The organism is Arthrobacter sp. M4, from assembly GCF_020251205.1.
Taxonomy (GTDB): domain Bacteria; phylum Actinomycetota; class Actinomycetes; order Actinomycetales; family Micrococcaceae; genus Arthrobacter.
Window position 1 is genome coordinate 248,371 of record NZ_JAIWYX010000006.1, and the last position, 13,532, is coordinate 261,902.

The window sequence follows — 13,532 nt, forward strand, 5'->3', positions numbered from 1 at the left end:
AAGATAGTGCTGTGAGCACAACAGAGAACACCGCCACATCCCAGCTTGAGCCAGGAAGCATTCCGTCGGAAGCCGTTCGGGAGGAATACGACAAGCTCGCGGACCTCGTCCGGAAGTATCGCTATGCGTACTACCAGGAGGACGCCCCCACGGTCAGCGATGCGGAGTACGACCAGCTGTACCGCAGGCTTGAGGAATTCGAGGCGCTCTACCCGGAGCTTGTGTCGAATGACTCGCCTACGCAGGAGGTTGGCGGTGAAGTCTCTGCCGCCTTTGCCGCCGTCGAGCACCTCCAGCGGATGTACAGCCTGGAGGATGTGTTCTCCATCGACGAGTTGGAGGCCTGGATCCGGCGCGCAGAGGCGAGCGTCGCCGCCGTCGGGCAGCCCAAGGCCCGCTGGCTCACCGAACTCAAGATCGATGGCCTGGCCGTAAACCTGTTGTACCGGCGCGGCGAGCTGGTGCGGGCGGCCACCCGGGGTGACGGGCACGTTGGTGAGGACATCACGCACAACGTCCTCACCATCAAGGACATCCCCAGGCGCCTCGCCGGGGACAGCCACCCGGAAGAAGTGGAGATCCGCGGCGAGGTCTACATTCCCACCAAGGCCTTCAACGAGTTCAACGAGGCCCTCATTGCCGAAGGCAAAGCACCGCTGGCGAATCCGCGCAACGCCGCTGCCGGGTCCCTTCGGCAGAAGGACCCCGCGGAGACGGCCAAGCGTCCTCTGAGCATGTTCGTCCATGGCATCGGCGCCCGCGAGGGGCTGCCCACTACCAGCCAATCCGAGACCTACCAGCTCCTGAAGTCGTGGGGGCTGCCAACCAGCCCGTACTTCAAAATCCTGGACTCCTATGAGGAGGTGCTGAAGTTCATCGAGCAATACGGTGAACAGCGGCACAGCCTGATGCACGAGATCGACGGCATTGTGGTCAAGGTGGACGACTTCGCCACCCAGCGCGCCCTCGGGCACACCAGCCGGGTTCCGCGCTGGGCGGTGGCGTTCAAGTACCCGCCGGAGGAAGTCCACACGAAGCTCCTGGACATCCAGGTCAACGTCGGCAGGACGGGCCGCGTGACGCCGTTCGGCGTGATGGTGCCGGTGAAGGTTGCCGGCTCCACGGTGGAAATGGCTACGCTGCACAACCAGGACGTGGTCCGCGCCAAGGGCGTCAAGATCGGCGACATTGTGGTGCTGCGCAAGGCCGGAGACGTCATTCCGGAAATCGTCGGCCCCGTCCTGGCGCTGCGCGATCAGCAGGAACCGCCGGTCAGGGACTTCGTGATGCCCACTGATTGCCCCTCCTGCGGAACGCCCCTGGCACCCGCCAAGGAGGGCGACGTGGACATCCGTTGTCCCAATGCGCGCTCGTGCCCGTCACAGATGAGGGAACGGGTCTTCCACCTCGCTGGCCGGGGCGGCTTCGACATCGAAGCGCTCGGTTGGGAAGCGGCGGTTGCGCTGACCTCTGGCCCCGGACCGGATCCGGCTTCCATCGGCGGCTACCCTAAGCCGGAAGGTCCCGGTGTATTGGAAAGTGAAGCCCGCATCTTTGAGCTTGCCGCCGATTACCCCGGCAGTGAACTGCGTGACAGGCTGGCCGACGTCAAAGTTTGGCGGGAGAAGCGCTCCAAGGGCGTTGGCACAGGGCAATGGGAGCTGGTTCCCTATTTCTGGACCAAGCCCACAGCCAAGACCCCTTCCAAACCCACGGCGTCCACGGAGAAGCTCTTCGCTGAGGTCCAGAAGGCCAAAACCCAGCCGCTTTGGCGTGTCCTCGTGGCCCTTTCCATCCGGCACGTAGGTCCTACCGCCTCCCGTGCCCTCGCCAGGGCCTTCGGTTCAATGGACGCCATCCGGGCCGCCAGCCAGGAAGAGTTGGCCCACGTTGACGGGGTTGGCCCGACCATCGCCGCAGCGCTCAAGGAATGGTTCGCCGAGGATTGGCACCGGGAAATCGTCGACTCCTGGAAGGCAGCGGGCGTCCGCATGAAGGATGAACGCGATGGTTCCACACCCCGTACCCTCGAGGGCCTCACCGTCGTTGTGACGGGTACCCTGCCCAACTTCAGCCGCGATGAGGCCAAGGAAGCCATCATCACGCGAGGCGGCAAAGCGGCAGGCTCAGTGTCCAAGAACACCAGCTACGTTGTCGCTGGCGAGAACGCGGGCACCAAGCTCGATAAAGCAGAGCAATTGGGCTTGACGGTGCTTGATGAGGACGGCTTCCGGGCGCTCCTGGACCATGGGCCGGCAGGGGTTGGCGGCGGGCAGGGCCCCGCTGTCCCGGAAGCGGAGGAAGTGGCTGCCGAAGAGTTGCCGGAAAACGCGGTAGAGACAACCGGGGCGGGTTCATGACCGCGTCGAACGCAAGCGACGGCGACTTCCTGGCCGAACTCCTGGCCGTCGCACGGAGGGCTGCAGCGGCTGGTGCCGCCGTCCTGGCCACCCGGGACGGCGGCGTCCTCGCCGGTGACGGGACGCAGGAGAACAAGAGTTCGGGCAGTGACTGGGTGACAGAGTTCGACGTTGCCGCGGAGAAAGCTGTGAGGGAGGTCCTGGTCTCGGAACGTCCGGCTGACGTGGTGACTGGCGAAGAGGAAGGCACCACCCGGGTACAGGATCCCAGCGGGTTCCGCTGGTCCATCGACCCCTTGGACGGCACCACCAACTTCATCCGCGACATCGTCTATTACGCCACCAGTGTGGCAGTTGCCGACGCCGACGGGCGCTGGCTGGCCGGCGTCGTCAACGCCCCGGCGTTACGCCGGGAGTACTGGGCCGTTCGAGGAGGCGGCGCCTGGCGCCTGGACGCCGGGAGGTCGGCTCCGCGACGCCTCGACGGACCCGAGCCTGGGCGCGGAGCCGCGGGGTCTGCCCTGCTTGCCACTGGCTTCAGCTACGATCCGGGCATCAGGGCCGAACAATCCCGGTTCCTTCCCGGCCTTATGGACGGCTTCGGCGACATGCGCCGCCTTGGCTCGGCCGCCCTGGACCTCTGTCTGGTTGCTGACGGAACCCACGACGCCTACGGGGAACGCGGACTCAATGAGCACGATTTCTCAGCCGGTGCGCTGATCGCCGAGGAAGCTGGTTGCTGGGTGCGTCGGCCGCACCTGACCAGCCCCCTCGACGGCGGCCCCAGCGACGCAGAACGGCTCGCCGCCTGGACCTGCGCCGCAGGCATTGAGTTCTCGGGGCGGTTCCCGCTCGACTAGTTTGCGCGCTAGAAGCCTGAACCGATGGACGTGAGGGCAGGGCCTGCGGTGCCGGCGTAGCGGTTGGCGGGCCGTTCCAGGCCATAGTGCTCACGCAGGGTACGGCCGGTGTACTCGGTGCGGAACAAACCTCTGGCCTGCAGGATCGGGACCACGTGGTCCACGAACGATTCCAAGCCGGAAGGCAGGACAGGGGGCATGATGTTGAAGCCGTCCGCTGCCCCGGCGTAGAACCAGTCCTGGATAGCGTCCGCCACCTGCTCGGGTGTTCCGGTGAACGTCCGGTGGCCGCGTCCGCCGCCCAGGCGGCCGATGAGCTGCCGCACTGTGAGTTGTTCCCGCCGCGCCAGTTCAACGATGAGGGTATAGCGGCTCTTGGCGCCCTCAATCTCGTCCTCGCTGGGAAGATCCTCGGGGAGTTGGCGGTCCAAGGGGAGTTCTTCGGCGTCCACTCGCAGGGTCTTGGCCAGCTGGATGCGGGCATATTCGGGTTTGATCAGGTTGTCCAGCTCTTGTTCAAGCTCGAGGGCTTCCGCCTCGGTGGAACCGATCACCGGGACGATGCCGGGCAGGATCTTGATACTTTCCGGGTCGCGTCCTACGGCGGCGGTCCGCGCTTTGAGGTCGGTGTAGAAGGCCTGGGCATCGGCCAAGGTCTGGTGCGCGGTGAAGACTGCCTCAGCGTAGCGGGCAGCAAGGTTCTTTCCGTCCTCGGAAGAACCGGCCTGGACGATGAGCGGGTGGCCCTGTGGCGTGCGGGGCACATTGAGCGGACCGCGGACCTTGAAGTGCTTCCCTTCGTGGTCGATGGTGCGGATCCGCGTGGAGTCGCCCCAGACACCTTCGGATTTGTCCGCCAGAATGGCGTCGTCCTCCCAGCTGTCCCAGAGTTTCTGCGCCACTTCGATGAATTCCGCCGCACGTTCGTATCGTGCGGCGTGGGCAGGCTGGTCTTCGATGCCGAAGTTGCGGGCGGCGTCCGGTCCTGCCGTAGTGACCACGTTCCAACCGGCCCGGCCGCCGCTCACCCAGTCAATGGAGGCAAATCGCCTTGCCAGGTTGAAGGGTTCGTTGTACGTGGTGGAGGCCGTGGCAATGAGTCCAATGCGTTCCGTGGCGCCGGCGATGGCAGTGAGGAGAACGGTGGGTTCCAGTTTCCCCGCGGGGCGGCGGCCTACTTCGCCGAACAGAACGGGCGAATCAGCGAAGAAGATGGAGTCCAGCTTGCCGCGTTCTGCGGTGCGGGCCAATTTCTTGTAATGCTCGATTTTGCTGCTTGCATATGGGTCGGTCTCCGGCAGCCGCCACGAGGCTTCGTGGTGTCCGGTGCTCATGAGGAAGGCGTTGAGGTGGAGGGTGCGCTGCGGTGTGCTCATAGTGGCTCCTAATGGAATCGTGTGTAGCTGGGTTGGGTGGACGGAAGCGTTAGCTGGCTCGCGCCGTTGGGGCGTTGACGCCGAGGTCGGTCAGTAGTTCGCGGCGAAGGACTTCGTGGCCTGCGGGGTCAGCGGAGGATCGAACATCGGCAGTCACGCTCCGCACTGTCGACACCCGACCGTGGTCCAGAACCACAATCCGATCGGCCAATGCGATTGCTTCGTCCACGTCGTGGGTGACCAGCAGGACGGCGGGGCGGTGCGTGGCGACCAGTTCGCGGAGGAGTCCGTGCATCCTGATCCGGGTCAGCGCGTCCAGCGCCCCAAACGGCTCGTCGGCCAGAAGAAGTTGGGGATCCCGGACCAGGGACCTGGCCAGCGCCACGCGTTGCTGCTCCCCGCCAGAGAGCTGGTGCGGCCAGGACTTTTCCCGTCCGGCGAGGCCTACTTCGGCGAGTGCGCGGCGACCCTTCGCGTCGGCGTCGTGCTCCCGCAGGCCTAAGGTGACGTTGCCCAGCACGGTGTCCCATGGCAACAGGCGGGAATCCTGGAAGACCACGGAGACGCGCTCCGGAACGCTGATCACGCCGCTGCCGCGCACGTCGTGATCCAGTCCGGCGAGGGCCCGCAGCAGGGTGCTTTTTCCGCAGCCACTCGGACCCAACAGGGCAACGAATTCGCCGGGAGCGATGTCCAGATCGACGCCGTTGAGGACCCCCTTGGGGCCGAAACTCCGGATGAGTTCCCGCACTGAAACGGCGGGTTCAGTGGGGGAGGGAATGTTGACGGCGGTCAGCCCGCCAGGGTGCGCTGCCATGCGAGGGCCTTTCGTTCGAGGAGGCGGACTGCGGCGTCGGAGAGCAGGCCCAGCAGGCCGTAGACGGCGAGTCCGAGGACGATGATGTTGGTCTGGCCATACGTACGGGCGAGCTCCATCATGTAGCCGATGCCGCTGGTGGAATTGATCTGTTCCACCACCACAAGCGACACCCAGGCGCCGGTAACTGCGAAGCGGAGGCCTAGGAAGAAGCCGGGCAATGCACCAGGCAGCACCACTCGGCGGACGAATGAGGCGCGATTCAGGCCGACCGTTTGGGCGAGTTCCACGTAGCGGAGGTCGATCCCGCGCAGGCCGGCATGCGTCTGAAGGTAGATCGGGACGAATACACCCAGCGTGATGGTGAGGACCTTCATGGTTTCGTCGATGCCGAACCACAGAATGAGCAGCGGTATCAGGGCCAGGCCGGGGATGGCGCGCTTGATCTGCACGGGGCCATCGATCAATGCCTCGCCGATCCGGCTCAGACCCGCCACGAGGGCAAGGAGCGCGCCTGCCAGGATTCCGAAGAATAGGCCGAGGAACGCTCGCTGTGCCGAAATAGCGAGGTTCTCCTGCAAGCGTCCGTCGGCGATCAGTTCGCCCGCGGTCGAGGAAACTGTCCAGGGCTCGGACAGGATCCGCGGATCAAGCAGCCCAGTGGCAGAGCATACGGTCCACAGCAGCAGCAGGGCGAGTGGCCCTGCGAGCCAGGCCAGCCGCCGTCGCGGGCCGGGTCCCAGCCGGCGGGCAACTGGGCGGACGTTAGGGCACCCGGCTAGGGCCGGGTCCAAATGGGGTTCGACGACGGCGGCTGGCTCCACAGCATAGGGCACCGCGCCGGGGCCGAAGGCAACTGCTGTGGCCGTGCGTCCGGCGGCCATTAGGCACCCGCCTTCGCCGAGGGGGACGCTGCTGCGGCGGCAAAGGCAGTGCCGGCAATGGCCTCGAAGCGCTTGTCGTACAGTGAGGCGGCCTCCAGCCGGGGCTTCTTCTGCTCACGGGACAGCAGGTCGATGGTCTGCTGGTGGCGTTCGATGCCCTCTGACCAGGATGTCGGGAGGTCCTTCTTGCCCGCTGCGTCGATCAAGTACTGGCCGTCCTCCGCTGAGAGGCCTTGGTCCTTGATGTAGTAACCCTCCAGCCATTCCTTGGGATGGTCCTCGATCCAGCGCTGCGCCTTGCCCCACACGCGGACGTACTCGGCGAGGGCAGCAGCCTTTGCCGGGTCGGCCAGGATTTTGGCGGGGGAGTATAGATGGCCGGGATCGTCACGGAGTCCGTGCCGCAGGGTGGTGGCCCCTTCGTTCTTGTACTTGGCCAGGTACCGCTTGATTTGCACGCCACCCAGCGGTGCGGCATCCACTTGTTTGCTGGCCAGCGACGTCGCGTAGACGTCGCCCGTGCTTGGCAGTTCCACCAGTTTGACGTCGCTTTGCTGCAGGCCGGCCTTTTCCAGGATGCGCAGCACCAGTGCGCCCTGCGCCTGTCCGGGGCTGTAGGCGATTTTCTTTCCGCGGAGTCCGTCCAGCGAGGTGATGCCCGTTCCGGGTGCGATGCCGAGTTCGTAGAGTGGGTGGTTTAGTGGGTCCTTGCGGTAGGCGCTGGCGATGATGCGCACGTCGAGCCCGGTCCAAGTGGCATGGATGGGCGGGATGTCGGCTACGGAGCCGGCGTCCAGGGCATTGGCGCGGAAGGCTTCGGTGGTTTGCGGGCCGCCGGAGATGTTGGCGAACTCGACGTTGAAGTTCAGTTCCTCGATCAGCCCGGACAGTTCCAAGGCCACGCGGACACTCGGATCTCCGACCTTGATGGTGGTGCCTGCGGGAACCCTGGAGGCCAAAGGCGCCGGAGCCGATTGGCTGGCCTGCGGACCGCCGGCAGTGGCCGCTCCGGAGCAAGCGCTCAGGAGGCCGATTGCGGGGAGGGTCAGCAGTGCGCCCAAGGCACGACGACGGCTGAGTTCGGTGACCGCGTGAGCCGCTGGAATACGGTGTGCAGCGAAGGACATGGCTGCCTTTCAGGAATGAGTTGCGTTGCGTTGCGAGGGCATGAAACTTCAGTCCCGGGCATGGGGAAGCGCGGGAGTAGGCGACAGTGGTGACGCCGCAAGCGGCCGGAGGTGCTCCGATAAGGGGAGGCTGTCCGGCGGCACTAAGTGTGAGGGATTCCCGTGTCCGGCGACTGGCTGACCGAGGCGCGAGCAGCCTACCGGTCCGGCCAGCCGCACTGGCCCAGAGCGGGATCTGTGCGATCCGGTCCTGCTGTCAGCGCGGCATCAGGAGCTCGGCGATGTCAACAGCCGGGCGGGCAGGGACAGCAGGAGCGAGCGGGCGCGTAGGCGTTCCGCATGGTGTGTGCCTCAGGCATTGGGTCCTCCTGTCTCCTGCTGGTGCAGTCTCTGTTCCCCGTCAGCGGGGAGCCCCGTCAGCGGGGGGTGGACACCACCTAAGCACGCCTCAACTGCCCTGCGCCAGCATCGTGACGAAGCACTTCAAAAGCCAGAAATCCGGCTCAACAGAACGCCATGCGGCAGACATGAAACGCCATGGAAAGCAATGCCGGGCCACATCTCGTCATCGAATTAGCTTGTTACCGCGCAGGGCTGGCATTGGGGCTGCAAGTGATACTTCCATCACGGATTCGGCCCTTTTGCCTGGGCCCGCCGCGCCTGCCCACTACTATTGACCGGTGCAGCCGCAGATTGTTATCCGTCCCGCCCATCCAGATGACTACCAGGACATCGCCCGCATTACCCGGGACTCCTATCTTGAAGCCGGACACTTCGACGATCCCGGCCACCCTTACATGCTGGCCATTCAGAATGTCGCGGACCGAGCCGAAAAGGCGCTCGTGTGGGTGGCTGAGCGAGCCGGACAGATCATCGGCTCCGTCACGCTGGCCCTGGCGGGGGAACCGTTCGCGGACATCGCCCTTGATGGCGAATTGGAATTCCGGATGCTTGTGGTGGATCCGGCCGTCCAGCGCAGCGGTGCGGGGCGGGCTTTGGTGGAGGCCGTCGTCGGGCACGCACGGACGCTCTCGGATGTGCACGCCGTCGTCTTGACGACGGGCAGCGGCTGGACTGGCGCCCGCGCGCTATACGAGAGGATGGGCTTCCACCGCGCCCCGGAACGGGACTGGTTTGTCCCCGGAACCGACATAAAGCTGCTGGTTTATCGGCTTGGGCTGCAGCCGCCTACAGTTGAGGCGACGTAAACCAGCGAAAGGCTATCCATGCGCACTATCTACGGCAGCGGCTCCACCTGGGAGCAGACCCTCGGCTACTCACGTGCGGTCCAGGTGGACAACACCCTGTACATTTCGGCGACGGCTGCCTCCGGCCCCGATGGCATTGTGGGAGACGACTTCTATAGCCAGACCAAGTACATCCTGGAGAAACTCGACACGGTCCTCAAAGACGCGGGCTTCTCCTATGAGGACGTCGTCCAGTCCAAGCTTTACCTGACGGACATCAGCAAGTGGGAAGATGCCGGGCGGGCACACGGCGAAGTCTTCGGCGAGATCCGCCCCACGCTGTCCCTAGTGCACGTGCTGCCGTTCCTCGACCCAAAGATGCTGGTGGAGATCGAACTCGTCGCCCAGAAAAGCGCCTAGCCACCAGAGCGCCTAGCCACCAGAGCGCCTAGCCGGTTACCGGGCCGGAACGCCGTATCGGTGTTCCGGCCGGCCGGTGGTCCCGTAGCGGAGCTGGATTTCGACGGCGCCATCATCGGCCAGCGATGACAGGTACCGTTGCGCTGTGGCGCGGGACACGCCTACTCGTTCCGCTACTTCTGCCGCAGAGTACTGGGCTCCCGGCTCGAGGGAATCGAGAACCGCGGCTTCCGTAGCGGAACGCGGCCTGTTGCTCGGCCCCACATCGCCCGAGATCAGGGCCCGCTTTGCGCGCTCCACCGTGTCCTGGTCCACGATGCCGTGGCTGAGGATCCGCCGGTACCTGGCGTACGCCCGCAACTGCTGGGACAAGGACTCGGCCGTGAACGGCTTGAGCAGGTACGCCAGGGCACCGCGCCGGAACGCGGTCTTCACGGAAACGGGGTCCGAGGCCGCGGTCAGCATCATTGCATCGATGTCCAACTGTCCCAACAGGTCCAGCCCCGAACCGTCCGGAAGGAAAACGTCCAGGAGCACCAGGTCAGGGCGAAGGCTGTGGACCGCCTGCAGTGCCTGCGAAGCCGAGTTGGTGGGCGTCAGCGCAAGGAAACCTGCCACCGAATCCACATAGGTGGCATGGAGCTTGGCCACGTGGAAGTCGTCGTCGACAATCAGCACGCGTATGTCCTCAGTCATGCGTTCCTCCCATTGCCTGCCACATCCTGTCGTGCGGCCATAGTTCCCGGCAGCCTGGCAGTGAATACCGCGCCCGGGCCACCGGGATGTCCGGCGTCCAGCACACGGACATCGCCGCCACGGCGACGGGCCAACTGCCTCACCAAGGCCAGCCCCAACCCTTGGCCGCCGCCCGCACGGGCCGGCCGTTCCGCCGTCGTGAACCCTTCCACAAATACCTGCTCAGGCGAAATGTCGCCCAAGCCGTCGCCGGAGTCCGCCACGACGATGTGCAGTGTGCCGCCGTCGACTTCCGGTTCGTCCAGCAGTTCGATTTCCACCCAGCGCTGGCCGGAAGAACCTGCGACGGCGGCATTCACCGCATTGTCGATCAGGTTGCCAAGCACCGTGGTGACGTCCTGGGGGTCCTTGACGTGTCCCCGGACCAGCGTTTCGGGGCCGATCCGCAGGTTTACTCCGCGTTCGTCGGCCTCGACGCCCTTGGCGCCGACGAAACCTTGGAGATAGGCGTCCTGCAGCAGTTCCATCTGCTCTACGGGGAATCGCAGCGGACCGGTGGCGGCTAGGCCCGCCAGATACTCGCGGGCCTGCTCGTGCTGTCCAACGCTCATAAAACCGGCGATGGTGTGCAGTTGGTTGGCGAACTCATGGCGCTGGGCGCGCAGCGCGGCGGACATGGTTCCGACGGCGTCCAGCTGGCGCGTGAGCTGTTGCAGTTCGGTGCGGTCCCGGAGCATCACCACCCAGCCGAGGTCCTCGCGGCGGTGGAGGGCTTTCCGTGCCCGTGCCACCAGTACGCGGTCGCCAGCCACAAGCTCCACGGGCTCAGCGTCGTGGGAGGCAGGCACGGTGAGGGTCTTCAACGCTGCCGGAACCGGGGCATCGTCCCACGGCGCGCCGGTCAGGTCCGGTGCGGGCTCGTGCGAACCGCCCAACAAGCGCCGGGCTGCGCCATTGAAAACGGTGATCCTGCCGTCGGCGGAGATGCCAATCACGCCGTCGTCCACGCCTTCCAGCACCGCCACCTGGTCATGCACCAGCGTGCTGATCTCCTCTGGCTCCAGCCCGAGCGTCAGCCGCTGCAGGCGCCGGCGCAGCAGGAACGATGCCAGGACGCCAACAAGGAGGGCCCCTGCCGCCGTCAACGCGGTGGGCACGATGTCCCGGGCCAGGCTTTGCGCCAGCGTCTCCATGGAATAGCCCACACTGACCTCTCCCACTACGGCGTCAGACCGGTCGGTGCTGTACACCGGAACCTTGGCGCCCGCGGAAGGGCCCAGCGTGCCTGTGTTGCGCGTTGTGATCTCCCGGCCGGACAGGGCTTCACTCGGGTCCGTGCTGACGCGCTCGCCGAGCCTGTCCACCTCGGGGTGCGCCAGCCGCAGGCCGGTCTCGTCCGTCACCACAACAAACAGGGCGCCCGTGCGGATCCTGGCGGCCTCTGCCGCGGCCATAACCGGACCCTCTGCCAGCACATCGCGCGGAGGCGTACCTTGCTCCTTGCTGATTGACGTCACTGTGGTGCGCAGGCTCGGGTCCGAGGCAACCGTGCGGGCCAGGGTCAGCGCCTGGTTCTCAGCCTCCCGCCCTATGCGGTCATAAGTGAGCCAGGCATGGACGGCAAAGCTGAGCAGGACCACCAGGATCACGACGCCCAGCTGGAGCAGCAGCGTTTGGGTGGAGAAGCGCAGGCCTAGCCGCTGCATCAGGTCTCCTTTGCTCTGTTGATGCGTCCTGATCCATTGAAGCACTGAGCAAAACGCGCAAAATGCCTTGAATGAGCAGTATGCCAATCAAATGAAGCAAACCCCCGGCCGTGACGGACGCCACCCTAACGTCTGTATTGCGCATCACACCGCCGTGATGCGGTTCATAGAAGTAAGGAGCCGGCTGTGCTGGTACTGCTTGGATTCGCCATGATTGCGGTGTTCATGGTGCTGATCATGACTAAGAAGCTCACGCCGGTTCTGGCGTTGATTATTGTTCCCACCGCATTCGGCCTGTTTGCAGGTGCCGGCCTTGGCATCGGCGACATGGTCCTCACCTCAATGAAGAGCATGACCTCCACGGCCGCGCTGCTCATGTTCGCCATTGTCTACTTCGGCCTGATGATCGACGTCGGGCTCTTCGACCCGCTGGTGAAGTTCATCCTCCGCAAGCTCGGCAACGACCCCGCCAAGGTGGTCCTGGGCACCGCCCTCCTGGCGGCGGCTGTTTCGCTCGACGGCGACGGATCCACCACCTTCATCCTCACCACGGCCGCCATGCTGCCCGTCTACCTGCGCCTGAAGATGAGCCCTGTGGTCCTGACCTGCGTGGCAGGCCTCGCCAACGGCACCATGAACATCCTCCCGTGGGGTGGCCCCACCGCCCGCGCCGCCACGGCGCTGAAGATCGGTGTGTCCGAGGTCTTCGTCCCCATGATCCCGTCCCTGATTGCGGGCCTGGTCATCGTCTTCGTCTTCGCCTGGCTGCTCGGCCTGCAGGAGCGCAACCGCCTCAAGGCAGCCCACCCGGAGATCTGGGGTGACCTCGCCGATCCTGCCGACGTGTTCGACGGCGGCGCCGGCTTCAGGAAGCCCGGCGCACCCCGCCCGGCCGGCACCCCGGCTGCTCCCGGCGGCTCCGGCGTCGCGGTTTTGGAGCGCACCGAACTGTCCGACGGCGGCTCCCGCACCGAACTTGCCGACGACGAAGCACTGGCCGGTACGGCACTGGACCCCAACCGCAAGACGCTGCGTCCGCGCCTGTTCGTCTTCAACCTTGTGCTGACTGTTGCCGTAATGACCATGCTGGTGCTCGACCTGGTTCCGCTGCCCTTCGTATTCATGGCGGGTTCGGCAATTGCCCTGCTGGTCAACTTCCCCAAGGTCAAGGACCAGGGCGCCCAGCTTGTAGCCCACGCACAGTCCATCGTGGCCGTGGTCAGCATGGTGATGGCCGCCGCAGTCCTCACCGGCGTGCTCAATGGCACGGGCATGGTCAAGGCTATGTCCGAGTGGCTCGTCCAGATCATCCCCGCGGATCTCGGCCCGTTCATGGCGGTCATCACCGGCCTGCTCAGCATTCCGATGACGTTCTTCATGAGCAACGACGCCTTCTACTTCGGAGTCCTGCCCGTCCTGAGCGAAACCGCCAGCCACTACGGAATCTCCGCCGCCGAGATGGCACGGGCTTCCATCACCGGCCAGCCGTTCCACCTGCAGAGCCCGCTGGTTCCGGCCATCCTGCTCCTGGTCTCCCTGGCCAAGGTGGAGCTCGGCGACCACCACAAGAAAGTCCTGTGGCGCACCGCTGTGATCTCCGTCGCAATGCTGGCTGTCGGGATGCTTACGGGAGCCATCGGTATCGGCTAGTCTGATCGTGTCCGCGGGAAAACCGTGGGCAAAACAGTGCCCGTCTGGTGCCCACTGGGGGACGCCGGACGGGTACTGCTGCGTCCGCCATAGGTCCATCCCCGTACACGTAGACTAGGTGGGAAACCAACCACATTTGCAGGGGAGATCCATGGCTGCGATCAACCGTGACGACGTCGCGCATCTTGCGCGACTCGCTCGCATTGAAATGAGTGCCGAAGAGCTGGACAGGATGGCCGGCGAACTTGCCGTCATCGTGGATTCGGTCAAGTCCGTCAGTGAAGTCGCCGGAGAAGACGTCCCGGCCACGTCCCACCCGATCCCGCTGAGCAACGTGTTCCGCGAGGACGTTGTGGGGCACGTACTGACGCCCGCTGAAGCACTTTCCGGAGCCCCGGACTCCGAGGATGACCGCTTCAAGGTCCCGGCAATCCTGGACGAGGAGTAGA

The 13,532-nt window shown here is 65.2% G+C and carries 12 protein-coding genes; 6 read left to right on the plus strand and 6 right to left on the minus strand.

Features of this window, described 5'->3' with window-relative positions; genetic code table 11:
• The first annotated feature begins 11 nt into the window (after positions 1 to 11).
• Positions 12 to 2,360 carry an NAD-dependent DNA ligase LigA gene (gene ligA / locus LD110_RS12715; protein WP_225499187.1) on the plus strand — a complete coding sequence of 783 codons (2,349 nt, stop codon included), beginning with the start codon at positions 12 to 14 and terminating at the stop codon, positions 2,358 to 2,360.
• Positions 2,357 to 3,220: an inositol monophosphatase family protein gene (locus tag LD110_RS12720; protein ID WP_225499188.1), complete on the plus strand. Its 864-nt coding sequence runs from the start codon at positions 2,357 to 2,359 to the stop codon at positions 3,218 to 3,220. Before ligA ends, LD110_RS12720 begins: the two co-directional genes overlap by 4 nt.
• An 8-nt stretch (positions 3,221 to 3,228) precedes the next feature.
• Here LD110_RS12720 and LD110_RS12725 read toward each other — a convergent pair whose 3' ends face one another.
• The 4 genes from LD110_RS12725 to LD110_RS12740 are packed head-to-tail and all read right to left on the minus strand — an operon-like array spanning position 3,229 to position 7,424.
• Positions 3,229 to 4,596, minus strand: a complete 1,368-nt coding sequence (locus LD110_RS12725) for an LLM class flavin-dependent oxidoreductase (RefSeq protein WP_225499189.1) — start codon at positions 4,594 to 4,596, stop codon at positions 3,229 to 3,231.
• A gap of 49 nt (positions 4,597 to 4,645) precedes the next feature.
• Complete coding sequence (locus LD110_RS12730; RefSeq protein ID WP_225499190.1) at positions 4,646 to 5,413, minus strand: ABC transporter ATP-binding protein; 768 nt, start codon at positions 5,411 to 5,413, stop codon at positions 4,646 to 4,648.
• The gene (locus LD110_RS12735; protein WP_225499191.1) at positions 5,389 to 6,297 is read right to left on the minus strand and encodes an ABC transporter permease; all 909 of its coding nucleotides are present in this window, start codon (positions 6,295 to 6,297) and stop codon (positions 5,389 to 5,391) included. The genes LD110_RS12730 and LD110_RS12735 overlap by 25 nt, the downstream gene beginning before the upstream one ends.
• Positions 6,297 to 7,424: an ABC transporter substrate-binding protein gene (locus tag LD110_RS12740; RefSeq protein WP_225499192.1), complete on the minus strand. Its 1,128-nt coding sequence runs from the start codon at positions 7,422 to 7,424 to the stop codon at positions 6,297 to 6,299. The genes LD110_RS12735 and LD110_RS12740 overlap by 1 nt, the downstream gene beginning before the upstream one ends.
• A 680-nt stretch (positions 7,425 to 8,104) precedes the next feature.
• On the opposite strand from LD110_RS12740, the gene LD110_RS12745 reads away from it, so the two are divergent.
• Together LD110_RS12745 and LD110_RS12750 are read left to right on the plus strand one after the other, a co-directional pair.
• Positions 8,105 to 8,632 (plus strand): GNAT family N-acetyltransferase, encoded by a 528-nt coding sequence (locus tag LD110_RS12745; protein ID WP_225499193.1) that lies wholly within the window; start codon positions 8,105 to 8,107, stop codon positions 8,630 to 8,632.
• Positions 8,633 to 8,650: 18 nt separating this feature from the next.
• Entirely contained in the window at positions 8,651 to 9,031 is a 381-nt protein-coding gene (locus LD110_RS12750; protein ID WP_225499194.1) for a RidA family protein, read from the plus strand.
• A 36-nt stretch (positions 9,032 to 9,067) separates the two neighbouring features.
• Here the strand turns inward: LD110_RS12750 and LD110_RS12755 are convergent, their stop codons facing one another.
• Positions 9,068 to 9,727 (minus strand): response regulator, encoded by a 660-nt coding sequence (locus tag LD110_RS12755; RefSeq protein WP_225499195.1) that lies wholly within the window; start codon positions 9,725 to 9,727, stop codon positions 9,068 to 9,070.
• Positions 9,724 to 11,433: an ATP-binding protein gene (locus tag LD110_RS12760; RefSeq protein ID WP_225499196.1), complete on the minus strand. Its 1,710-nt coding sequence runs from the start codon at positions 11,431 to 11,433 to the stop codon at positions 9,724 to 9,726. Before LD110_RS12760 ends, LD110_RS12755 begins: the two co-directional genes overlap by 4 nt.
• A 186-nt stretch (positions 11,434 to 11,619) precedes the next feature.
• Here LD110_RS12760 and LD110_RS12765 point away from each other — a divergent pair, with 186 nt between their 5' ends.
• Complete coding sequence (locus tag LD110_RS12765; protein ID WP_225499197.1) at positions 11,620 to 13,083, plus strand: CitMHS family transporter; 1,464 nt, start codon at positions 11,620 to 11,622, stop codon at positions 13,081 to 13,083.
• Positions 13,084 to 13,234: 151 nt separating this feature from the next.
• The gene (gene gatC / locus LD110_RS12770; RefSeq protein WP_225499198.1) at positions 13,235 to 13,531 is read left to right on the plus strand and encodes an Asp-tRNA(Asn)/Glu-tRNA(Gln) amidotransferase subunit GatC; all 297 of its coding nucleotides are present in this window, start codon (positions 13,235 to 13,237) and stop codon (positions 13,529 to 13,531) included.
• Position 13,532 lies beyond the last annotated feature (1 nt).

What these genes read in the sequence shown, in the direction of transcription:
- LD110_RS12720 (WP_225499188.1), top strand. Translation starts at nt 2,357, where the DNA reads ATGACCGCGTCGAACGCAAGCGACGGCGACTTCCTGGCCGAACTCCTG.
- LD110_RS12725 (WP_225499189.1), bottom strand. Translation starts at nt 4,596, where the DNA reads ATGAGCACACCGCAGCGCACCCTCCACCTCAACGCCTTCCTCATGAGC.
- LD110_RS12730 (WP_225499190.1), bottom strand. Translation starts at nt 5,413, where the DNA reads ATGGCAGCGCACCCTGGCGGGCTGACCGCCGTCAACATTCCCTCCCCC.
- LD110_RS12735 (WP_225499191.1), bottom strand. Translation starts at nt 6,297, where the DNA reads ATGGCCGCCGGACGCACGGCCACAGCAGTTGCCTTCGGCCCCGGCGCG.
- LD110_RS12740 (WP_225499192.1), bottom strand. Translation starts at nt 7,424, where the DNA reads ATGTCCTTCGCTGCACACCGTATTCCAGCGGCTCACGCGGTCACCGAA.
- LD110_RS12750 (WP_225499194.1), top strand. Translation starts at nt 8,651, where the DNA reads ATGCGCACTATCTACGGCAGCGGCTCCACCTGGGAGCAGACCCTCGGC.
- LD110_RS12755 (WP_225499195.1), bottom strand. Translation starts at nt 9,727, where the DNA reads ATGACTGAGGACATACGCGTGCTGATTGTCGACGACGACTTCCACGTG.
- LD110_RS12760 (WP_225499196.1), bottom strand. Translation starts at nt 11,433, where the DNA reads ATGCAGCGGCTAGGCCTGCGCTTCTCCACCCAAACGCTGCTGCTCCAG.
- gatC (WP_225499198.1), top strand. Translation starts at nt 13,235, where the DNA reads ATGGCTGCGATCAACCGTGACGACGTCGCGCATCTTGCGCGACTCGCT.